Source organism: Methanobrevibacter millerae (genome assembly GCF_001477655.1).
Taxonomy (GTDB): domain Archaea; phylum Methanobacteriota; class Methanobacteria; order Methanobacteriales; family Methanobacteriaceae; genus Methanocatella; species Methanocatella millerae_A.
Window position 1 is genome coordinate 1,367,266 of the sequence record NZ_CP011266.1, and the last position, 24,046, is coordinate 1,391,311.

A 24,046-nucleotide genomic window follows, 5' to 3' on the forward strand; every position below is an offset into this window, starting at 1 on the left:
TACTTTACTCCCATATCTATTCACAATAATCAATTTAAATTTTTATAATAAGGACTTAGATTAATAAACAACTCTTTAATATCCTTTTTATCAATTCCACCAATAATAGAATCTATCAATTCTTCCTGTCTGGCTTGACCCAAGGTTAACCTATAAAGTGATAATATTTGAATTAATCTATCATATCTAATTTCATCACGGCTAAACGGATATGTAGGCACGATTCTTTCAATCTTTATAGTATTATCATTTATTCCCCAATAAGGGATTAAATCAGAGCTTCCACCAACTTTTTCCTTTTGACTAGCTTTTTTAAATATTTCCTTCCAAATATTCTTTTTAAAATCAGACTTATACCTCTTTGCCAGATTCTGTCTAATTGCCAAACATTCAAATCTATTAATTCTTCCCTCACGCTGCTCCAAATCAATTGGGTTTGACGGAAGGTTCCAATGGACAATTCGCCTACAATAATTATGAAAGTCCAGACCTTCTTGGCCTATTGATGTGGAAGCCAAAACAAATGGCCTGAATGGCATGTTAAATGCATCACGAATGGATTTTTTACGGTGGGTATCCTTTTCATCACTTTTTCCTTTAGTAAATGATACTGCAAAATGTGTTCTTAAATAAACATTTTCATACTCTTTATTGCACATACGCTTTTTAAAATTTTCCAAAGTATCAACATCATATGAGGCAGTCCGGAATTCAAATGAATTAATGAATTTCCTATTAATTATTAAAAGTCTGTCTTCATTATTCTTATCCAACCCATTTGATAATAAATGAACATATTCATCAAATACTGCTTGAAGATTACCCTGTTTTGAGTATTTCAATACGTTTTTCCAGTACGCATCATCTGAATTTTCACCGAAATTCAAATCTATTACTGCAATTGATTCAGGCAAATTCATACGGTCAATAAACTTTCTTCCAATTTGTGTTGTAGTGTATAAAAAATTATTAATTATCAAATTATAAGGCAATTCCTTTTCATATGCCCTGTATGCACATATTGCAGGAGAAGCCATAGCCATATCACATAACACATTTTCCAAATCATCAGGTTTTTTACCCAATTTTCCTCCAAAACCATTATACTGTTTTTTAAGTTCCTCATAATGTGTTAAAAATCCTTTTCTAAAATAATAACCAGATTCAACCAAATCATCCGATTGCTTTATCCATAAATCAACATGGGATGGTGAATCCAAAAGCATTGGAGCTAAATAATACCATCTGAAATCATCAAAAAGAGTGTTTTCCCATTCAATTTTTTTCAAACCATCCTGAATTTTAGTTTTAACCTCATCTTCAATTTGTTTTAAGCTCAAACCCCTATTCAAACAATCCAAAGGATCATACACATCAGCTAAAAACTTTGATGGATATAAAAGTGAAAATAATGTCATTTGCGTTGCTTTATTATCTTTTAGAGAAAATGTCATTCTAGGGCTTGGATATCTACTTTGTGAAAAATAATTAATTTTACGACTTAATTGACCTATTGTTTCACGTTCAATTTCATAGGATACCAATGAAGAAATCATTCTTGGAACCATTTCCCATGATGAAAATATCAATGTTTTAGAAAAATCTTCTGTACCTTCAAATGCGCCTGTCAATTCATAATATGGTAAAGATGGAGGCACCCAAAGCAAGTTAGCTGCATTATTTTTTAAAACATGACACATTAAATTTTCTAAACGAGCATTATTTGATGAAATTATTTTATATTCATTTATATCATCTTTATTTAGCCATAATGTATCCTTTTGAATCATATCAAACTCATGGTGGTCATTAAAGTATCTCTCAATTTTCGTTTTTAACTGATAATGTTTCATGAAAGACATCAAATATGGGGATGATTTAACATAATCAATCGGCACATTAGCATTTATTCCCATTTCATCCAGCAATTTTTGCATATCCATATAGGATACAATATCCTCTTCAATTACTTTCAGCTGATTTTCAACATCACTGCTGTCAATGATATCATCCATTTTGTCTTCAGTTATTCTTTCAGTTCTGCAGATATTTTTAAACATTGCATCTTCAGCTTTATTTTTTGCAATGATAAATGAAGTTTTATCCTTGTTGATTTCTTTTAGTTTAATTGAATAGTCATTCCATATTTCTCTAAATTCCTGCTTTTTTTCATCAGTGTTGTTTAAAAAGTCAATAACATCAAAAAATTCCTTATAGTGTGTATCCAATTGTTCTTCATCAATTTCATCCAATGTTGAATACATTTTATAAGGAGTTGCTGAAAGCATTAATATCCTTAAATCATCAGAATTGAAGAATTTTTTGGTTAATCTATCCATATCTGAGTTTTCTTCACTATCCAATAAATATTTGAATCTTTGAAATTCATCCATGATGATTAAATCCGGATCCAGTTTATCCAGTGAAATATCTGCAAATAATAATCTCAATTTGACAATATATGGTTTTACTTCTTTTTTATCAAACTTCGTTTTTCTTATAATTTGACCGAAAGGTTCCGATAACTCATTTTCTTTAAGTTTTTCAGTGATTTTAGAAATCATGTATTTTATATATTTTCCATTGGATTTCTGGTCACATTCAATTACCTGCTTTTCAAACCAATCACGAGGACCATCCCACCATTTGACACCAAATCGTAATATTTTTTCTAAATTTCGCATATATTCTTTAAATTCAGGAACTCTTTTTAATATTGCATACATCAGCGCCCTTTCATCAACTGTTCCCTGTGAATTACTTACCTTGAAGGATGTTTCGGGAGTTAATGGAATTAATTGAATGTATTTATTTAAAACATTCTCATCATTTTCTTCATTGAAAATATTTAAATGCTGCATTGATAATCTGGATGTATTTGTACTTTCAGCCTTGATTTCATTGACAATTCTTAATTTGTCAAGATTTTGCTCTGCTATTGTTGAATTAGAACAAATATATACAATTTTAACCAAATCATCATTCTCATCTTTTCTTAACTTGGCAAATTTTGCTATTGTTCCTCTTGCAACTAGTGTCTTTCCAAGTCCAACTTCATCGGAAACCAAGATACGATTTTGACCGCAACGATAAAGATAATCGATTCTCTCAACAGTAGCTCTTTGAAAATCCTTTAGTTCATCCATTACTGTTTTTTCAATTTCATCCAGTCGATTAACAATTTTACTCATCATTAATCACCCGCTTAAATGTATCATGCAATTCCTCAAATCCTTCAGGAATGACATTATCTTTAGATAATGTTTTAATTAAAAACTCCAATTCAGAGAATTTTTCAGGCTCATACATTGCTGCTTTTAACATCTTCTCATACAATTCAGGCAATTCTACGGTAAAGTTAGTATCAGATTTATCTGAACTGTAATCACCATCTTCAATGGAGCTTAAAATATATTCATCACCAAGTAAAAAGGCAACATACCTGATGAATGCGGTCTTATCATTTATTATGTTTGAAACAACATCATTTTGTCTATCTTCCGGCAGATTATCAACAGGGATTTTAATAATTCTCCTTATAGAATCATCATCTTTTGTTATGGTAATGATAAAAAATTCAGACAATTGAACTTTATCCAAATCTTTAAAAATGATTTTTCGAGAAAACTTAACCTTTTTATTTGACAGTAACGGCTGTATTTCAATATCATAGTCATCATAATCTTTATCGAATTCAACTTCCAAATCAAAAGAATCATTTCGTGAAATAACATTAGCACTTGAATTTAATCTGACTATTTGCTTAACGATTAAATTAAGGTCATTGCCATCATTTTCAGGCTCTGATTTGATGGTGTCCATATTAACCATTTGAAAAGGATTATCCTTACCATCATTGAAAATGTTTTTCAATACTTTATTAATGTTAAACCTGCGTTTTTTGGCCCAAAGTTTAATCATGAACTCAACATTGCCAAATAATGCATTGTGAGATGCATTTAGTGATCCCAAATATAAATCAACATAATTTCTTTTTTCAACAATATACATCTTGGCATGAATGTCCTGCTTTTGAGAATATTCCTCGGAAAGTAATGATTCCCCATCAACAACATCATCCTTTAGTGCGTAAAACTCAAAATTATCCAATTTTTTATCTTTAAGAGGACTGAGTGAATTCAGTCTTGTGATAAGAATAGCTTTGGAATTTGGTTTTTTACGATTATTGAAATCAATTATGACATCCTTAGACAAAAACGGAGACATTATTAAAAGATTTTCAAGAGAATTGCTATAGAACAGCTGATGATTTTGAATGGAATATTCAGCACCAACACCGTTTAAAATAAAATCAAAACCCTCAAACACATTTGAATCCAATTTGAATTCAACATTTTCCAATTCATTCATTATTTCTCTTATCTTATCCGTTTTATCACCATCAGTAGAAAAACCAGATAAAAATTCAAGGAATTTTATTAATGGATTGTTTTTGTCTGTTTTGGAATCTGTAATGCTACCATCCATAGAAAAGCTTAAATCCCAATTTCTATCAAATGTCAGATTCCTGCTTAAAACAGCAAATCTGTATAATATCTCTTTTTTATCATTAATATAACGCAATACCCATACTTTAGGATGAAATGATGCATATCTGGAATATTCAACATTATTACTGTTTGTAACCTGAAATACCATATCTTCAAGAAGAATATATAATGTAGTTGTTTTGTTTGGAAGTTTTATCTGTCCGCTTTCACAGAAAAGTGCAATTTTATCTCCCGTGCTTCTTAAAGCTTCAAGCAAAAATATAGGATTTTTGTTTAACTCTGTATCATTTTCAGCTGATAAACCTAATGATATGGATGCCCCTACCAATGCATCCAAATCCAGCGAGTAAGTTGCACCAATTGCAAAATCCAATTGATAATTTTGTGGAGGAGACAAAATACTTCCATAATCTAGACGGTCTTTTTTAGGATTTAACATCTAATCACCATGCTCCTCACTTTGATAAATATCTGCAATAATATCTTTTGCAATTGAAAATCTGTAATCCAATCTTTTGCCGGCAAACCATTCATTTGTATCATATTCACCGGGATGTGCAGTTTTAGATCTGTTGACACCTTTCAAAAAGATTTCACGATTTTGAATAATATTTTTCAATTCTTCAAAATCTTCATTTTTCATAGCTTCACAGGAATTTTTTAAAAAGATTCTAAGATAAGGATTGAAAACGCCTAAAGAAGTCATAATACCATCAATATCAATATTTGAAATTTCATACAAATTCAAATTATCGAATTCCCTAATAGCTTCCTCATTTTTATTTTCAGACACAATCAGATTATAAACTACCCTTAAAGCAAAACAAAACTCGCTAAATGAATTAGCATTATTGTAATTATTTTTAATTTCATCAGGAAACATGTAGATAATCGCTTGCAAATCGCTGAAAGAGGAAATATCCAAAAATTCATGAATATCATATTTCAAAACATAAGCCATTAGTGAATCAGGACAAGTTTCTATAATTTGATTTTTTAAAAATTGTCCTTCTTCAAAGGTCAAGTTTATATCCAAATCGTCAATCCAATCTCTCTTATATGAAGGAATATTGAATAAATGTATTTTTTGAACATCTCCAGCATTTTTATCATCATGCGCTTCATCGCTGCTATTTCCTAATTTAACAGCACCTAATGTGTTTTGCTTTTGAATAGCAATGAACTTGATATACTGGTCAATTGACATTTTTCCTTTAAAAAAGCCATATTTTCTAAGACCCACCCAATAGATGCTGGCAGGAGTTCGAGATACCCAAGAGCCACCATGAATAGATCGACTTCCAATAACACCCACCTCATCAGGATTATTTTCAAGAAATATATGGGCACATTCTTTTTCTGTTTTGTCAAATGTTTTCTTTAATTTAAAAAAGTCATACTGATTGTTAAATTCCAAATCTCTTAATGCATAAGGAACAATGAAAAAGTATTTGGCTCTAGTTTGGATTGTAGAAGTCCCTGGAAAAAACAAATCTGAATAAGCATCACGAATCTGTGAAATTCCCAGCTCATCAAGAACTCCTTTTTCCCCCAATAAATCTAAAACAGAAAGTATTTTACTTCTTTCATCTTTTGAAAAGTCAATCCATCCTATTTCCATAATATCCCAAATATTAATATATAATTTATTATTTATTTTTAAAATATCTTTTACCCAATAGCCATAAATATCTATCTAACTCTTTCAGTGAATATTGTTCTAATGAATAGTAATGAGCAAATTGATGTAAGATATCATTAAATTTAACATAATCCTTTAAATCATTATTAGAAAATTTAGCGAATTTATCTTTTTTTCTAAAATACCTCAATATCTTATCAACATAACTGTCATATATAGGAAATCTATCGGGATTGTGATGTGAACAATATTTTGTAGCAAATGAATAAAATCTCCTATTTAACTCCTTAACATCAGCAATATCATTTACTAATGTTAAATCACCCTCATCAAGTCTTTTATCAATATCCAATTGATAAATATGTTTACCAACTGTAAAAATAGAAAATATCTGAGTACTATAAAAATCATTTAAAGTACTTGATTTAATTAAAATATCTTCTATTAATTTATTCTCAGGTATCAAATCGAAAAACAACTTATCAAGACTATTTTCCTGATTAACATAATTTTCTAAAGAATACCATTCACCAATATACTTCTCAACTTCTTCAACAGTTGGTGTTGGTATAACAAAATCTTCGTTTTTGACAGTATTATAACTCGTATCAAAAACTATAGGAATATGATCGCTTAATTTTATCCATTTTTCCCCATCACCAATTTGCAAATCATCAATCCTGCCTTTTTTGGCAAATACATGATCCAAATGGAATGGCTTGTCCAAATGTCTGTACATGAAAAATGTAGGCTGACTTTCTTCGCCTTGCGTTTCATTATTTAGATAGTGATATGTGTCTGTAAGACCATATTCAGATAGCTTTTCAATTACTTCATTAACATTTTTAGCGTGAGCTCCCTTTAAACGCACATCACAGTTAAAGTCACCACAAATTATCATGTCTTCATTAAAGAATCCGGAATCTTTATGATTATCATAATATTTAGTAATTTCCTTTGGATAATAAACTGTTTTAGTGCCCCCCATATCCGGATTGGTCCAGACTCCCAAAAGATTAAATTCATCATTTACCCTAACAGGTATGAAATATCTAAGTCCATTATCATCCAAATCAGCCAGTTCCAGTTTCACATCATCACGAGCAAATATTCCAAGGCCATAATACTGGTTTTCACCAACCCAATAGCAATTGGAAGCAAAATCTTTATATTCTTCTGAATCAATTATTGATGGATTTTCACATTCCTGAATCACATAGATGTCTGCATTCTCTTCAAGAATTGCTGGAAACTTTTCGCTGAATTTACCGTTGCAGTTCCAAGATATTATTTTCATAAAGAAAACACCTCACACAAATAGATTATTAATAATTTATGTTAATTGATAACTTATATTTTTACAAACCCATACAGTTTAAATTATTTTTTTCAGTTACATTCCATTAAACAATGATTGTGATAATAAAAATATTTAAAAATGAATTCTTACATAATCACTTTTAATTGAGATTATTATTATACGAGTTCAAAATACTTTAATAAATTAATAAAGCCATGGAAAATTTTTTAAAAATATATGAGGAGGATTTAATTTGCCTTTGAAAAAATTCAATTCAAATGATGAAAAGTTGATTAAAGACACGATAAATGAAAACATTGCGAGTTCCATGAAAACACAACCCTCTTTTGCTAAATTATTGCAGTTAAATGGATGTTCTTCATTAAAACTTGGTTTAATGGGAAGAAAAATTAGAAAACAGTTATTAAAAGAAGCTGAAAGTGGATATTTAACTGTAGAATCAGTTATGCCCAGAGCTTATTCATTAATGGGAGAATATTTACAAATTAATGAAGTTAAAACATTTGAAGAATTGGAAATTGGAAATAGCATTCCCAATATTGAAAATGACACTTCTGAAATTGTAAATACTGAGGAAAAGATTGATACAATCCTTCAAAAAGGATTTAATGCTACATTACCATATATAAGTTCCGGTGTCAGATTTGGGCAAGCCGGAGGAAATAGTTTTGGAGGGGCTACTTATGTTTCATCCCAATTTGGAGAAGGGCAAACCGAATGGAAAAATAGTATGGTCTTTTTCGTGGAAAATGGATTAAGAATAGATGAAACAGAACAATTCATTCATTATAAACAAGTAGATTATGTGGATTATTCAGAAAAAGAAGATAGAAAAGGTTTATTTGCATTTAAAAGAAAAGGCATCACTTTTATCATGAAAAATGGTGAACAAATTATTATGAGAGTTTTGGCAGATGAATTAAATGCCATTAGATATTTAATAGATACAAACATGGAAAACAATAAAAAAACAAATATTGTCGAAAATAGGGATAATAATGAGGATATTTTAATTAAATATTTTGACATGTTTGAAAAAGGTTTAATTACTCGTGAAGAATTTCAGTTAAAAAAAGAGCAGTTATTTGAGAATAATAATTCTGATAATTCACTTTTAAAATCAAAACAACAACAATTATATTGTACTAAATGCGGAAGTTTAATTGATACAGATTCAAATTTTTGTAGCAATTGCGGAAATCAGCTAAAACAATGAAGAACTTTTATGTTTTATAATTTGAACTTAAATCTTTCAAATCAATTTAATTTAGTGCCGCAATTCGTGCAAAACTTCTGATCTTCGTAGTTAACAGGAGTCTTGCAATTAGGACATTCAAGAATAGCTTTTTTCCCATGTAAAATTTTGGATTTTTCCATTTCAAATTCTTCTTTCGTCAAATAACCATGCTCATACAATTCAACATATTTTAAAATCTCATCTGCATCGGAAACTTTGTTTGTCGGTTCATTTTGAGAAATTTCATCCCAGCCTTTTTCTTCAAATTCTCGTCCTCTGGCATTTTGATTGACAATATCCATGAACTGGTCATTGATAAGATTTTGAATCTTTACAGCATCCCATATTGCTACAACAACAAATCCCATGTATATTATCTGGTTTTCAAGAAGTATTATTTTCAAATTATTATTGACGTGAGGCTCAACGGATATGATGGACTCATAAGGAATTCTTAAATCTTTTCCGTCCTTTTGAGCGTTTCTGAATACTATTCCATTATCCACCACAAGCATTTGTGTTGAAATTGTTCTGTTTACCTCCTCCTGCTGAATTTCATCCTGAATAGCTAATCCAATGAGCCCAAAATATTTTGTTGCAACACCTCTTGATAGGCTATTATCAATATATTTGAGTTTTATTTCCTTTTCGGGAAGTATTACATTAACAGTGACTCCCTGATAAATATTATATTTGGTATAAATCTCCAATTCCTTCTGTTTGTTTTTTTTCATTTCCGATTCATATTTAAGTCTTTTATGTTCAAGTTTTTCATGATACTTTATATAATAGCTTGGACCCAGGAAATTATCTATATCATTTTGTGTTTTAAATTCGCTGGTGTTCCTGTGATATTTCTGCCTGATTTTTGAATTAAGAGCATTACAGTCCATGTGCAGTAATTCATCAAGACGCTTTTCAATATCTTCCAAAGCCAATGTTTTATTGAGACATTCATCTTTTAAAATAGCTTTTTCATTATTATTGGTGGGATTCTTTTCATATTTATATGAATATGCTTTTTCAGTAAAATAATCACTTGGCGTGAATCCACCGCATAGCTCCTTAATTTTATTTTCACATGCCTTTTGATAATCTGAAGTTTTATTGAATAATCCCATAATCATCACTTCCTATTTTTTAAGATATCATTTAACTTTAAAATCTCATTGCCTAACATTTCATTTTGTTCTTGCAATTTTGAATTTTCCCTTTTTATTTCCTTAAGCTCTTCACTTATTGAATTTAGACTATCCATAATAGCTTCCTTATCGACCTTTTCATCTTCAGAAATCAGTCTGTCTGTCAAATAAGAGGATATTGCTGCGGTTATCATGGAAAATATAAATATTCCAACAATTATTAAAATCAATGCAATAACCTTTTCATTGAATGTGACAGGTGTAATATCACCATATCCGACAGTGGTCAATGTTACTACCACGAAATAAAAATCATCGAATAAACCATAGGAAGGACCGAAAAAATACATCAATAGAGTGAAAAATAACACAGTTAATATTATTCCAAGACCTATCCTGTCGAGGTTACTTTTTTTAAGGAATATATTGAGGCTGTCAAAGAATTTGCTGAATAAAACAATTACACGTAAAAACTTAAGCAGTCTAATCAGCCTTAAAAAACGGGCTGATGAAAATATTGCAGGTAAAATCAAATCAAATGGAATAGCCGCAATCAAATCTATCCAATTGCTTTTCTGCTTTAAAAATACCTTTTTGGGTTTCGACAAGTAAAAATTAATGCAAAATTCACCTAAAAGAATAAAACATACCATCAAATCAAAAATATATAAAGCCCATGCAATATCTGAAGGAAGTTCAAAACAGATTAAAAGCAAAATGCAAACTATATCTATTAGAACCAATATGTTTAATATAAACCATGCGATATATCTTGCATTATATTCCTTACCTCTAAATTTCAAAATTTCACCACAATCACTTTTTGAACATCCAATTTAATTTAAAGACTTCATTTTACAAATATTTTCTATATAATTGTATATATAATGTTAATAATATAAGTTTATATTAATACTTACAAATAATATATACTTTTTAAACAACAAGAACATATCTTATATTATGATGAAAATGAAACAAAATGCATTTACAGGAAACAACACTGATTTTTACAAACAGCTGAAAAAAAGCATCAAAGATGCTGATAGCATTGATATTATTGTTTCATTTCTTATGAAATCCGGCGTCAAACTGATCATTGATGATTTGAGGGATGCTGTTGACAACAACAAAAAGATTCGCATCCTGACAAGCAGATACCTGAACATCACACAGCCAGAGGCATTAATTCTACTAAAAGAATTAAAAGACATTGACTTAAGATTCTACTCAAATAAAAACAAGAGTTTTCACCCAAAAGCATACATTTTCCACAATAAAGACTATGATGAAATCTATGTGGGTTCATCAAACCTTTCAAAAGGAGCTTTAACTGATTCTATCGAGTGGAACTACCATTTTACAAAATCCCAAAACGAGGATGACTTCAATCATTTCCAGGAAACTTTCAATGATTTATTTGAAAAACATTCCATCGAAATCACAGATAAGATTCTGAATGAATATTCCAAAAAATGGAAAAGGCCAAAGCTTCAATTAAATCAAAGGGACAATGAATTATTTGAACCGAACGGTGCACAACTTGAAGCATTATACAACTTAAACAAATCTCGTGAAGAGGGTTATGACAAGGCACTTGTTGTTGCAGCTACAGGTATAGGAAAAACATATCTTGCTGCATTTGATGCAAAAAATTATGAAAAAATTTTATTTTTAGCACATAGAGAAGAAATCATAACACAGGCTTCAGAGAGCTTTAAAAACATATACCCAAATAAAACCCAGGGATTTTACTACAGCAAAGATAAAGATATCGAAAAAGACATAATTTTCGCACTGGTTCAAAGTCTAGGAAAAAAGACAAACCTCAATGAATTCAAAAGGGATTATTTTGACTATATTATCATTGATGAGTTTCATCATGCTGTAGCAGACAATTACAAAAGAGTTCTTGATTATTTCACACCAAAATTCCTTTTGGGCCTTACTGCAACACCTGAAAGGCTTGACAACAGGGATGTATTTGCACTGTGCGACTACAACAATGTATATGAAATCCGATTAAAAGAAGCAATCAACAAAGGATATCTCTCACCATTCAGGTATTATGGAATCTATGACGATACTGTTGACTACAGCCAAATCAATATGAAAAACGGAAGGTATGATGAAAAGGATCTTGAAGAAAAGCTGATGATTCACAAAAGGGCAGAACTTGTTTTAAGACATTTTCTTAAATACAATTCATCTTCTGCAATAGGTTTCTGCTCATCAAGAAATCATGCGGAGTATATGGCTAAATATTTCACAGAAAATGACATTCCTTCAGCTGCTGTATACAGCGGAAGCCAGGGAGAATATACAGAAAACAGAAAGGATGCAGTAGAAAAACTCAAAAATAACAAACTTAAAGCTTTATTTACAGTAGACATGTTCAATGAAGGGGTTGACATTCCATCAATCGATACTGTTTTATTTTTAAGGCCGACACAGTCACCGACGATATTTCTCCAGCAATTGGGAAGGGGACTTAGAAAAGATGAAAACAAAAAATACCTGACTGTCCTTGACTTTATCGGAAACTATAAAAAGGCAAATATGGCGCCGTTTCTTTTAAGCGGATATGACTACAACACAAAAACACTTTTAAATGAAAGTGTTATGGAGTTTGAATATCCTGATGATTGCTATATTGACTTTGACTTTAAGCTTGTTGACTTGTTTAAAATCCAGGCAACTCAGGAGCTTAAAATAAAAGATAGAATCGTCCTTGAATATGAAAGTATAAAGGCTAAAATCGGCAAAAGGCCAAGCCGTGTTGATCTGTTTTTAGGAATGGATGACAGCATTATCACATCAATGAAAAAATCATCTAAAATAAACCTTTTTAGAGATTACCTGAAATTTTTAGACGACAATGATGAATTAAATATTGAAGAAAGGGAATTCATATCAACGCCTGCCCATGACTTTTTAAAAACAATCGAAACGACAAACATGACCAAATCATACAAGATGCCCATACTTAAAGCATTTTATAATGATGGAGAGATAAAGTTAGACATAACAGAAGATGATGTCTATAAAAGCATGAGGGAATTCTACTCATACAAGTCAAATGCAGTGGACATGCTCAAGGACAAATCATCCAAAAACTTCGCTTCATGGCAAAAAAAGCAATACTTATCTCTTGCAAAAAGAAATCCGATAAAATTTCTGCTTAAAACCCATAGCGAGTTTTTTATAAAAAAGGAAGGATATGCAATAAGCCTGTCAGATGAACTGAAAGATTATATTAATTTGGATTCATTCAAAAATCATTTTAAAGACATTATAGAATACAGAACCCTATACTATTACAAGACAAGATATGAAAAGAAAAGTGATAATTATGAATAACTTTTATGATGATAATGCAGAGGAATTCTTTAAAGGAACAGTAAACGTAGACATTAGCTATTTATATGACGACTTTTTAAGTCTGATTCCAGATAACGGGAACATCCTTGATGCAGGATGCGGATCCGGAAGAGACTCAAAGTTTTTCATCTCTAAAAACTATAACGTAACATCAATCGACGGATCTTATGAAATGTGCAGGGTTGCAGGCGAATATCTTGAACGAGAAGTCATGCACATGCAGTTTCAGGAAATGGAATTTGAAAATGAGTTTGACGGAATCTGGGCTCTAGCATCACTATTGCATGTGCCGTCTGATGAAATCAAAGATGTTTTAAAAAGATTTAAAAACGCATTAAAGGAAAATGGAGTAATTTACGCATCATTCAAGTACGGCGAGTTTGAAGGAGAGAGAAACGGAAGATACTTTAATGACATGGATGAGAAATCATCAAATGAGCTATTCGAAAAGTTAGGCTTTGAAATCATTAAAACCTGGACAACACAGGATGCAAGAAAAGACCGTGAAGATGAAAAATGGCTTAATATCATTGTTAAAAAAATAAATTTTTAGATAATGTACGAAACATTAAAATTAATTAAAAAAATATTTTTATTAAATTTTTGAAATACCTCATTATCTTTCAATTTATCAATGTTAATTTGTTATTTTCCACCTCCAGAATTTTTACTCTCGAAATCAGTGAAATTAATTCCAGTTGATCCTTGAGTGTTATCTTTACTTCTTATAACATAATTAATTGGATAAACAAGCGAATAATAATTATTTTCGTAGAGTTTATCTGAAGTATCATTCATTGCCATAAAATTCACCGATAAGAATAAAATAAATATGATTATTGGAATAGCAATGAAAAGTTTAAGAGTAAAATTGTCCTTCATCAGGGAAAAATTCTCCAGATTTACTATATACACCCCGAATACCATCTTTATAACATACTGTGCGACCATCATAAACTGGTTTGGTACTATAAGGAGAACTTGAGACCGATTTGGTAGTTTCTTTTACAACTTCCTTTATTTCTATTTTTTGAGTCATGTTTGAAACTGAATAATTATCATTTCCGCCATATGTAACATTAAATGTATACTCCCCAGGAGTTAACCCTTTCAATTGCAGAATTCCATTACCCATTCCGTCTGTTTTTACTTGTTGTTGGTTTTTAGCCCCATTTGCATCGATAATAGTTATGTTAACTGTTTGGTTTGCAAGTGGTGTACCATTAATATCTGTTAACGCGATAGAAAAACTATCTCCATCATGTAAAGTATTATTGCTTGTAACTGTAATTTTCGTGTTTATTTTTGCATTTGTTGTTGGATTTATATACATCACACCAAAAACAACAAGCAAAGCGATAATTATTATTAATAAAGCAATTATAATCTTATTATTTTCCATTTGCACTCCCCATTTATTAAATTTGTTATTATGTTGTGTATTAATATCTTGCCAACAACATTTAATATTTTCTGTTAATGTATTTTTATTATTAGTTAATAGTGTATAAAAAAATAGAAAAAGAGTTGAGAATAAATCCCAACATCAGATGTTTGAATCTGCAAAGCTTCCCTGCATAATGCGCCAGCCATAATGTAAATGTTAAAAACTTATCTAAGTATGATAAATCCCCCGCTTCGGATTATATTGTACATAAAGACCGCTTTTGGCATCATATTTTACATCCAGGCCACTGATCCGTTCTGATCGAAGAGCCTGCTCTTTTGTTATACCAAGACTATCGGCTTCAGGACCTTCCAGATAATCCCCATTATTAGTGCTTCCTACACTTTCAATAACGGCTTTTTTAACAGTGAACTGTTGGGCTGAAGAGCAGTTCAGATAATTATCATTACCGGCATAACTAACGGTTACATTATATTGGCCATCACTTTTATCCAATTTTAAAGCAGCAATTCCTTCGCCATTAGTAACTGCTGAATGATAATCCCTATTCCCGTCTTTATCAGTTACAGTTATATTTACGGTCTGATTGGCCAGTGCTGTTCCATTAGCATCAGTCAGCCTAATCTGTATTGAATCACCTTCGTTAAGTTCCGGTCCATTTGCAAAGGTCAGATTTGTGTTTTGTTTATTTGCATGAGGCATTATTGCAACTAAACCCGCCAAAAGAAGTATAACAATCACAACTAAAAGGCAAATAATGATTTAACCGTCAGTAATTTAGTTGGAATGAATATTAATAAAGAATTCATTCCCTCTGTTGCAAACACAGTCGGAACTAATTTAGCACGATATAAATTAATCCATAAAGACCAATTTGCATATAATAATATGCAAGTAGGTAGAGATAGAACCATACGTGTTGCCAGATATAATAATGAAAATCCATCTATAATATCTCCAGCTTATAAAATATTTCAAATATTGGATGAAAATATATTAAAATCAGAATTTTTAATGTTATATTTTTTAAGATCAGAATTTGATAGATTGTGCTGGTTTTATACTGATAGTAGTATCAGAGGAAGTTTAGATTGGTCTCAATTTTGCGATATAGAAGTTCCAGTTCCATCTATTGAAATTCAAGATAAAATAGTTAATATTTATAATTTTTTAAATGAACGAATCCAACTCAAACAAAATATAAATAAAAATTTATATAAAAAAAGTAGTAAAAAAAGATTTTATATTTTTAGAAATCTTTTAAATATTTAGCTTTGATTTTATCAAATTCTTCTTCAGTTATTGCACCAACATCCAATAACTCTTTAGCTTCTTTTATTTTTTTCATTGGATCAACTTTATCTGATTCAGAACTAGTTTTTTCAATAACAACAGTATTTTGAGTGGCGTTATTTTTATGATGTAAAAAAGAATTATATCTACTATCAATTGCATTAACCATGTTCTCAGGAACATTTTTTAATTGAATAAAATCAGCTGATTTTAAATTAATAATCAAACTGCTACTTAAATGTAATTTACCTCGTGCATCATAATCAATACCAGCGACATTTTCAAAATAAATCTTACGTGTACCCATATTAGATTTTAAGAATACAGATTCTTTAAGTATTTCTAAATAGTTGTTTTCAATGAAAACATATGCATTATCAACTTCTCTACGACTAGTATTTGTGAAAGTTGAATTTTTTCTTTCTTCAATAGCACATTTAAACCATACTCTATTCTGGAATTTGATATTAAATTTTTCTTCTAATTTCTTTTCATTTTCTTTTAATGGTTTTAGTTTTTCTTCTTGTAATTTTTTGTTGGCTTCATATTGGTTCATTGGTTCACCATACTTTTCATTTAAAAGTTCAGTAAACCTGCCTTTTATTTCATTTGATTTTAAACTATTATTTTTTATTTCTTTTTTAATTTTTTTAAAACAAGTATTGAAGAATCTTGTTTCTGAAAACCCCATATTGGATATACCATATAATGGTAATAATTGTCTGAATTTGAAAAAAGTATCTTCTTTATAAGTGTCTAATTCTTTTAATGCTTCGGATTCGATTCTTTTTTCTTCATCAGTTTTCTTATCGAATAAACCCATTTTAATATTCCCTCCCATATTAATACAAATTATTTTATTTTTAATAGTTATACATAATTTATATCTAAACTGTCAATATATAATTTTATATTTAATTAAAAATAAAAATATTTTATTCATATTTATCACATCGAAATAATCTCATATAAAGATTTCCGTATGCAAGTACTTGCTTGCATCTTTTAAACCAATATAATAATCTATTTTTTTATGTGTTGAAATAAAAATCTTTATTTTAATAAAATACGTGTATTTATGTTAATAAAAACATATTTATCATATAATGCATAATAATTAATAATATGATATTCTACAGGAGGCAAATAATATGATAACCTGTTCTGTTTGTGGTGGATTGAATAATCCGAATAATGCGGTTTGTCAACATTGCGGGTCTGATTTAATCGATGAAAGCGAAGCGATGAATTTATTCTATGACAATGATGACAATGACACATCATTTTTCGATTCATCCGATGACGATTCCGGAGATTCAAATTATATTGATGATGACGATGATTATGAAGATTATTAAAAATCATTATTTAACTTAAATATTTTTCTAAATTTGCTGAAATAACTAATACACAGATATTCGCCAAACTCATTTACATGAGCATGCTAATACATATTAAAAATAATTTAAATTTATTTGAAAAGCAAATAAAAATCCCCTTTCATAATAATATTTGATTTTCAAATCTCACTTTTTGTTTTCAATATCTTCACAGATAAAAAAGCATTTAGGGGTCTGAATTTTTTAGTTCTCAGATAATTGTTGTATGGCTGTTTTTGAGTAAAATCCTTGTGATATGATTAAGGCTCCTAAAAATACATTTAAATATACTGTTTTTGCCATTGATTTTGGTGTATATTTGTGTATTTCTTTCATGTTGAGTCCTTGTTTGAGTAATTTAAAAAAGTCTTCTATTTTTCCTCGAATTGGTTTGAATTTCTTCCAATCGTCTAATTTTTTGAATAATTCTATTTTTAGGTTGTTATAAAATTGTTTTTGTGCTAAAACTTTCTTTGTTTTTTTAAATACTTGTAATGGGTAGGATAATTGGTCGTTAAGCTTTGTTTTGTTGAAATTGTCTTTTGGAAATTTTTGAGGACATTGCATTCAATCTATCTTAATCATCAATTAATCCATGTTATTCTCAGCATAGTTCGATAAATCCGTTTTATTACCAGAACATTACTTGAAAAGCAATTCAACCAAACTGTTCGTTTTTGGTATTTTTTTATAATCAGTTAAATTTTTTATCAAAAATATCTAAAAGATAATACGATGTTTAGCAAGTTAATACGTTTTTTATATGTTAAAAACATAAATAATAAATAATGATTCAAAAAACACACTGTTTTAAAGTTTGAATCACCAATTGCTAAAGGATGAGTTTATGATAGATTTACTTACAATACTAACACAAATCGACGATTTTATGTACTTTCCTGTTCTGATTATTGTAATGGCAGCGGCAGGATTGTATTTTACTTTCACTACAAAAGGAGTGCAAATCAGATTGGCAGTTGAGTCTGTAAGACTCATATTGGAACCGAAAGAAGATCAAAATTCAGTATCCTCCCTGCAGGCAATGCTGGTGTCAACCGCATCAAGGGTGGGAACCGGAAACATCATCGGAGTATCGACTGCAATATGTCTGGGAGGGCCTGGGGCCTGTTTTTGGATGTGGATTATGTGTATTATCGGAGCGTCTTCAGCATTCATGGAAAGTACCCTGGCACAGATATATAAACGAAAAGACAATAACGGACAGGCATACGGCGGTCCTGCATATTACATCGAAAAAGGACTGAAACAGCATAAGCTGGCGATACTCTTCTGCATATGCCTGATTGCAACATATGCACTGGGATTCAATCTGTTATGTTCATACAACCTCCAGTCCACATTCATGGATTACTCATTCTATAACCCTGCCGTTACTCCGCTCATTATAGGGGGCATTCTTGCAGTCATTACAGGATATTGCCTCATGGGTGGTGGAAAAAGAATCATTAAAGTTACTGGTACAGTTGTGCCTATCATGGGCGTGGCATATGTTGCAGTTGCCTTAATCGTGATTTTAATAAACTACCAAAACATTCCACCAATGTTTCTGCTTATTTTCCAGGATGCATTTGATTTCAAGTCAATTGCCGGAGGTATTGTAGGGTCATGTCTGGTTTACGGAATAAAAAGAGGACTCTTTTCAAACGAGGCGGGTGTAGGTTCAGCACCTAACGCATCAGCCTCCGCAAAAGTCTCACACCCTGCAAAACAGGGACTGGTGCAAACACTGTCAGTCTACATTGACACACTGATTTTATGTACAGCCACAGCACTCATGTGCCTGTCAACAGGAGTTGCAAGAGATGCTGCGGTTTCAGGTGCTCCATATGTGCAAAATGCAATATCAACCGTATTTGGAACTGCCGGGCCTGTATTCATCACAGTTGCAATGGTTCTTTTTGCTTTCACAACATTGCTTGGAAACATCTACTATGTCGACAATGCACTTACATTCATGAACAATAAGGTCAAGCCTTCAAAAAGATTCATGAACATATTTTATATTGCATGTACAGTAGTCATTTTTGTCGGTGCAATAATTCCTATGGATGCCGCATGGGCGATGGCAGACATCACAATGGGAGCGATGACACTCATCAACCTGCCGACATGTATGATTCTTGGAAAACATGCTATAGCATGTCTTAAAGATTATGAAATACAGAAAAAAGCCGGGAAAAATCCTATATTCAAGGCAAGTTCAATAGATATTAATGAAGAAGACTTGGATTTCTGGAAATGAACAATTCATTTCCCAACACAATTTTAACATCACCATCAAATGAATATTTTCCGCTTGAAACCTCTTTAAATGATAATCTGAAAGATATTTATAAATAAAGGATAAATATTTAATCAGGTGAAAAAAATTTTTACTACTGCATTTTTGTTATTTCTTCAGGGAATACGTGAATCAATAGGAGCACCCTTAAATACTTTCTTTATGAATTTTACGGACTTTGGAAACTTACCTATTATCCTGTTTTTTATTGCTGTAATCTACTGGAGTTACGATAAGAAATTAGGGGAATACCTGTTAGTGTCACTGTCATTTTCCCGTTTGGCCAACAGTTTTGCAAAACTTACGGCCTGTGTTTATCGTCCGTGGATGAGCGATCCCAATGTTCATCCTTATGAAAAGGCTTTGGAATCAGCTACAGGATATTCCTTTCCAAGCGGACACATTACATCCGCAACAATATTATTTATCGGATCCGTCATCAGAGGCAATATCACAAAAGGACTGCAGTTCCTTTTCATTTTCTGTCTTGTGCTGATGGCATTTACCCGATGTTATTTCGGTGTGCATTATTTATCCGATGTTATAGGCGCATTCATAATTTCCCTGATAATACTGTTTATTGTTGGAAAATTATTTGATAAGCTGGAGGACAATCCTAATTTTGATTTGATTATAGTCGGTGCAGGTATCTTACTGTCAGTTCTGCTTTTGGTTTATGCAACATTCAAATCCTATCCAATGGATTATGACAGTGCAGGCAAATTAATAGTTGATCCTGCAAAAATGGCTATTGATGCATATAAGGATGTCGGATTTACCATTGGAATATTGGTTCCATGGATAATCGAGAGAAGATTCATTAAATTTACAATCGACGGACCTTTTGACTGTAAATTTTTAAGAATTGCCGGCGCTTATATAGGTTACATGATTTTGATGTATGCTTTATATCCTTTGATTAAAGCTTCACTTAACCCGTTAATGTCTAACTTCCTGAACTTTTTCATGTTCCCATGCTATGTGATACTGATTGTTCCTGCCGTTATAAAATTCTTCCAAAACCGTAAAAAGGATGTTTATGAAGACATTTCATAACATCTTTTCTTTTTTTTAGCATTGCAGAAATTAACTGAATTCTCAATTATTTTTCAAAGCAATATTTTTAAACTCAGTAATTGAAAGCGGTTAATGGTATTGAACCCAAGCAACGGATTAAAAAGATAAAAAAAGCAGGAGATAATCTGTAGCAATAATCAATTTAAAGAAAATATCAGGCCATTCCATGTTCTCTAACATAATTACTGGTTGCAATATCCATATGCTGCCCATCTCTTGAACCAACATATTCCTTTCCGTTTTCATAGAAATGAGGTACACCATTAGAATCAACCCAATCAGAAGGTTGGCTGGATGAAACTGCATTAGAGTTTGATGAAGTTACCGGTTTTTCAATAGTTATCTTTTGAGTGAAATTGCAGTCAGTATAATTCTCATTACCACCATATGTAATATTAAAAGTATATTCTCCGGGAGTTAAACCGTTCAACTGCAGACTTCCATAACCATTTGCATCAGTGTTTACCACCTGAGGATTTTTTCCACCATTGGCATCAATTATTGTAACATTAACTGCCTGATTGGCTATTGGAGTGTTATTCAAGTCTGTCAGTTTGACGGCAAAAGTATCCCCATCATGCAAAGTAGAATTGCTTGTTACAATCACTCTTGAATCGACCTTGGCATGGCTTGGGTTTAAAAACAGAAATCCTGCCGCAAGCATGACGACAATCACGACAACCAATGCTATTATTATCTTATTGTAATCCATCTTATCACCAAATTTTTATTTCCTATCCAATTTTTAAAGTTAAAATCATGAAGGAAACAATTCATATAATTAGTATATATGATGTTAGTAATATAAGTTTATTTTCAAATTCAATAAAAAGGATCCACTATAATTGGCTAATCATAGCGGAATTTTGAGTAGAAAAGCAATATGGCTGCAGACAATGTCAAAACACTAGCTATTGCCATGATTAAATGTGAAGATGAAATCAGCCCAGGTATTGTATCACTGCCTATTGCCTGATTTCCTATTATTACAAGACAGATTACATTATATGTGGATAGGCTGATTGTTTTACCTATCTCTTTGCTGGAGGTCAGCATTGATGATGCATCACCCAAATCATCATTGTCAACAAGCGTGAGAACATACTTGTTGTTTGGAGGTGAAAATAGACCGTGTCCGATACCCTGAACAATCATGACCGCTACCAGCAGATACAACGGCAAGAGCTCTATGAAACATAGTGAAAACATTACAACGAGCAGTATTGACATTGCAATTCCGGCCAGAACCCTGTCATCATACTTATCGGAGAGCTTTCCGCTGTATGGGGAAACTAAAACCATAATCAAAGGAGTTGAAAGCAGTATTATACCTGCAATTCTTGAATCAAAGCCGAGAACGTACTGCAAATGAAAATTAAGAATATATGTTGAAATGAAAGTGATGAAATAGGCGATGAAAGCCGCATAATTGCCTACCACATACCTGAAGTCACGGAAAAGGTTCAAATCAAAAATCGTGTTTGAATTGTGAATTTCAACCTTGACAAATATGAAAAATGAAATGAAGCTTAAAATCAGAAGCGGCACGCCGAATGGCCTTGTAATATTGGTTAGGCCTAAAACAAACAAAATCATTATAAGAATATAGAAAAATGATCCCCTTACGTTAATCGGTTTTGAGTCATTTTTCCATTCACCGTCAATTTTAAAAAGCAATATCAGTTCAATTACAAGTGCTACGGCCATTACAACAAAAAGCGGCCTCCATGAGAGGTAATAAACAACAAATCCTGAAATCGTCGGAGCGGAAGTCATTCCAATATATCCCATGGATCCGACAATGCCCAGTGCACTGCCGACATTATCCTCAGATATCTGATTGACAACGAACATGTAGATACTTATGAGAAGTACTGCAACGGAAATTCCCTGAATGACCCTTGAAAAAAGAAGGAAATAAACGTCAGAAGCAATTGCGGACATGATTAATCCAATGCTTAAGACAATTACGCCGATGATGGTAAATCTCTTGACGCCATACTTGGAAATGACTCTTGACAATGGAATTGAAACTGCAATCAATGCAATCATATATGAAATTGAAATCCAGTTTGCAAGTTCAATAGTCAAATTCAGGTCACTGGACATTAAAGGTATTGCAACCTGAATCATGCTTCCGATAAATGATGTTATAAACTGAATCAATGCTGCAATAACTAAAACCAACATATCTTTTGAACTGAATTTTGAATTATGACCTGAAAGAAAACTCATAGTTTTATTTTAATCGATGATTATATTTAATGTTTTTTAGAATCCCATTTTAAACATTCAAAAATTATCACAGCAAAACTTTAAATAATTTTATGTTTTTCACCAATTTCATTTTATGTTTTTCATATAATTGCATTACGAAAAACCCAAAAGATATAAATTAGGATTTACCTAATCCCCCATTAAGCATATCCATTTCGATACTCAAATTCATTCAACATCAAAGCCCTTTTCAATCATGCTCTTTTTAAGAATCTCCATAGCTTCAATCGTATCCTCATCGGAAACCCTTTTTATCATACGATTGTTTTCATTGAATCTTCCGATGAAATAATCCTGCTGGTCCTTTCCTACAAGGTCAAGTCGGGTATAGTTTGTAAGGAATTCGAGAAGCGCGAAAAGTCCTCTGTTTATAGCTTTTGCACAGGGATTGTTCTTGACGATTTTTAAAGCGTCACTTGATATGATATATGCTTCGCCGTTGGATGTGACATGGTCTTTAATCGGATCCATTTTTCTGATGCTTGTAACCTCACAGATAATGTATGCTTCCGCATTTTTAAGTATTGCAATATCCTCATCATCACTGAACTCAGTAATATCAAGATTGCCTATGGTTGATTTTGCAAAATAAAGGGGGTCGAAGGTTATGTTTATGACGTATTTTCCTGTGTCCATAATATTTTTCAATGTTTGAGTGCCTACAAAGAGCCTGCATTCAAGCTTATCCTTTCCTTTGCATGCAATTCCGATAGGAGCCGCATTTTTCACCCCGTCTTTGCTCATTGTGGTGTAAATTCCTTCATATTTTTGCCCTTCTTCAATACCTATATCAGTTAAATCTATTGCCATTTTATCACTTAAATAATAATTGAAACGATTCACTATTATATATATTACTCAAGCTGTACAAACAACTGTTTAGATTCCATTATTTTAAAAAAACTATTTTTTAGATGTTTTCATGATAACCAATAATTATTGAACTGATTTAAACAATCAGCACTCAGTTGAAATCACACAAAGCCTAATCACAACATCTTGCCTGAAACTGGAGGAATTAATTTTTAATATTAAATATCATAAAAAACAAAACAATTATTGTAAAAAATTAAAAA

20 protein-coding genes and 1 pseudogene are annotated in these 24,046 nt (G+C 31.3%); 7 read left to right on the forward strand and 14 right to left on the reverse strand.

All coding sequences use genetic code 11. The annotated features are described in order from the left end of the window. Nucleotides 1–29: 29 nt before the first annotated feature. From SM9_RS06000 to SM9_RS11675, 4 genes are read right to left on the reverse strand one after another with little or no spacing between them, the layout of a single operon-like run. Nucleotides 30–3,191, reverse strand: a complete 3,162-nt coding sequence (locus SM9_RS06000; protein ID WP_058739275.1) for a DEAD/DEAH box helicase — start codon at nt 3,189–3,191, stop codon at nt 30–32. After that, nucleotides 3,184–4,950 carry a phospholipase D family protein gene (locus SM9_RS06005; RefSeq protein ID WP_058739276.1) on the reverse strand — a complete coding sequence of 589 codons (1,767 nt, stop codon included), beginning with the start codon at nt 4,948–4,950 and terminating at the stop codon, nt 3,184–3,186. Before SM9_RS06005 ends, SM9_RS06000 begins: the two co-directional genes overlap by 8 nt. Further along, entirely contained in the window at nt 4,951–6,132 is a 1,182-nt protein-coding gene (locus tag SM9_RS06010) for a DUF6361 family protein (RefSeq protein WP_058739277.1), read from the reverse strand. A 28-nt stretch (nt 6,133–6,160) separates the two neighbouring features. Continuing rightward, nucleotides 6,161–7,450: an endonuclease/exonuclease/phosphatase family protein gene (locus SM9_RS11675; protein WP_083495852.1), complete on the reverse strand. Its 1,290-nt coding sequence runs from the start codon at nt 7,448–7,450 to the stop codon at nt 6,161–6,163. 262 nt (nt 7,451–7,712) lie between these two features. Between SM9_RS11675 and SM9_RS06020 the strand changes: the two genes are divergently transcribed. Then, nucleotides 7,713–8,690: a zinc ribbon domain-containing protein gene (locus tag SM9_RS06020; protein WP_157064682.1), complete on the forward strand. Its 978-nt coding sequence runs from the start codon at nt 7,713–7,715 to the stop codon at nt 8,688–8,690. Nucleotides 8,691–8,731: 41 nt separating this feature from the next. On the opposite strand, the gene SM9_RS06025 is transcribed toward SM9_RS06020, so the two are convergent. Continuing rightward, a complete protein-coding gene (locus tag SM9_RS06025; protein ID WP_058739279.1) occupies nt 8,732–9,832 on the reverse strand; it encodes a 4-Cys prefix domain-containing protein in 1,101 nt (366 codons plus the stop codon). A gap of 5 nt (nt 9,833–9,837) precedes the next feature. Then, a complete protein-coding gene (locus SM9_RS06030; protein ID WP_058739280.1) occupies nt 9,838–10,656 on the reverse strand; it encodes an ion transporter in 819 nt (272 codons plus the stop codon). A gap of 163 nt (nt 10,657–10,819) precedes the next feature. Between SM9_RS06030 and SM9_RS06035 the strand changes: the two genes are divergently transcribed. Both SM9_RS06035 and SM9_RS06040 read left to right on the forward strand, forming a co-directional pair. Then, nucleotides 10,820–13,213 carry a DEAD/DEAH box helicase family protein gene (locus tag SM9_RS06035; protein WP_083495854.1) on the forward strand — a complete coding sequence of 798 codons (2,394 nt, stop codon included), beginning with the start codon at nt 10,820–10,822 and terminating at the stop codon, nt 13,211–13,213. Continuing rightward, nucleotides 13,206–13,787: a class I SAM-dependent methyltransferase gene (locus SM9_RS06040; protein ID WP_058739282.1), complete on the forward strand. Its 582-nt coding sequence runs from the start codon at nt 13,206–13,208 to the stop codon at nt 13,785–13,787. Before SM9_RS06035 ends, SM9_RS06040 begins: the two co-directional genes overlap by 8 nt. Nucleotides 13,788–13,879: 92 nt before the next feature. Here SM9_RS06040 and SM9_RS11995 read toward each other — a convergent pair whose 3' ends face one another. The 3 genes from SM9_RS11995 to SM9_RS06050 all read right to left on the reverse strand — a co-directional run bounded on the left by SM9_RS11995 (nt 13,880) and on the right by SM9_RS06050 (nt 15,383). After that, nucleotides 13,880–14,038 carry a hypothetical protein gene (locus SM9_RS11995; RefSeq protein ID WP_157064683.1) on the reverse strand — a complete coding sequence of 53 codons (159 nt, stop codon included), beginning with the start codon at nt 14,036–14,038 and terminating at the stop codon, nt 13,880–13,882. Between the two features lie 55 nt (nt 14,039–14,093). Beyond that, nucleotides 14,094–14,642 (reverse strand): Ig-like domain-containing protein, encoded by a 549-nt coding sequence (locus SM9_RS06045; RefSeq protein WP_157064684.1) that lies wholly within the window; start codon nt 14,640–14,642, stop codon nt 14,094–14,096. A gap of 207 nt (nt 14,643–14,849) precedes the next feature. After that, nucleotides 14,850–15,383 (reverse strand): Ig-like domain-containing protein, encoded by a 534-nt coding sequence (locus SM9_RS06050; protein WP_157064685.1) that lies wholly within the window; start codon nt 15,381–15,383, stop codon nt 14,850–14,852. A gap of 45 nt (nt 15,384–15,428) precedes the next feature. On the opposite strand from SM9_RS06050, the gene SM9_RS11680 reads away from it, so the two are divergent. Continuing rightward, a complete protein-coding gene (locus tag SM9_RS11680) occupies nt 15,429–15,914 on the forward strand; it encodes a restriction endonuclease subunit S (RefSeq protein ID WP_083495855.1) in 486 nt (161 codons plus the stop codon). Here SM9_RS11680 and SM9_RS12375 read toward each other — a convergent pair. Continuing rightward, on the reverse strand, nt 15,892–16,758 hold the full coding sequence (locus SM9_RS12375; RefSeq protein ID WP_058739285.1) for an SHOCT domain-containing protein: 867 nt from the start codon (nt 16,756–16,758) through the stop codon (nt 15,892–15,894). The genes SM9_RS11680 and SM9_RS12375 overlap by 23 nt on opposite strands. Before the next feature lie 328 nt (nt 16,759–17,086). Between SM9_RS12375 and SM9_RS06065 the strand changes: the two genes are divergently transcribed. Beyond that, nucleotides 17,087–17,293 carry a hypothetical protein gene (locus SM9_RS06065; protein WP_058739286.1) on the forward strand — a complete coding sequence of 69 codons (207 nt, stop codon included), beginning with the start codon at nt 17,087–17,089 and terminating at the stop codon, nt 17,291–17,293. Between the two features lie 225 nt (nt 17,294–17,518). Here the strand turns inward: SM9_RS06065 and SM9_RS06070 are convergent. Then, a pseudogene (locus SM9_RS06070) lies at nt 17,519–17,872 on the reverse strand (IS5/IS1182 family transposase); the annotation flags it as partial. Between the two features lie 289 nt (nt 17,873–18,161). Here SM9_RS06070 and SM9_RS06075 point away from each other — a divergent pair. Continuing rightward, nucleotides 18,162–19,577 carry an alanine/glycine:cation symporter family protein gene (locus SM9_RS06075; RefSeq protein WP_058739288.1) on the forward strand — a complete coding sequence of 472 codons (1,416 nt, stop codon included), beginning with the start codon at nt 18,162–18,164 and terminating at the stop codon, nt 19,575–19,577. A gap of 117 nt (nt 19,578–19,694) precedes the next feature. Then, complete coding sequence (locus tag SM9_RS06080; protein ID WP_157064686.1) at nt 19,695–20,672, forward strand: phosphatase PAP2 family protein; 978 nt, start codon at nt 19,695–19,697, stop codon at nt 20,670–20,672. 175 nt (nt 20,673–20,847) lie between these two features. Here SM9_RS06080 and SM9_RS06085 read toward each other — a convergent pair whose 3' ends face one another. The 3 genes from SM9_RS06085 to SM9_RS06095 form a co-directional block, all read right to left on the reverse strand. Next, entirely contained in the window at nt 20,848–21,405 is a 558-nt protein-coding gene (locus tag SM9_RS06085) for an Ig-like domain-containing protein (RefSeq protein ID WP_058739290.1), read from the reverse strand. Nucleotides 21,406–21,542: 137 nt separating this feature from the next. Further along, nucleotides 21,543–22,928: an MFS transporter gene (locus SM9_RS06090; protein ID WP_058739291.1), complete on the reverse strand. Its 1,386-nt coding sequence runs from the start codon at nt 22,926–22,928 to the stop codon at nt 21,543–21,545. Nucleotides 22,929–23,138: 210 nt separating this feature from the next. Then, entirely contained in the window at nt 23,139–23,780 is a 642-nt protein-coding gene (locus tag SM9_RS06095; protein WP_058739292.1) for a DUF447 domain-containing protein, read from the reverse strand. Between the last annotated feature and the right edge of the window lie 266 nt (nt 23,781–24,046).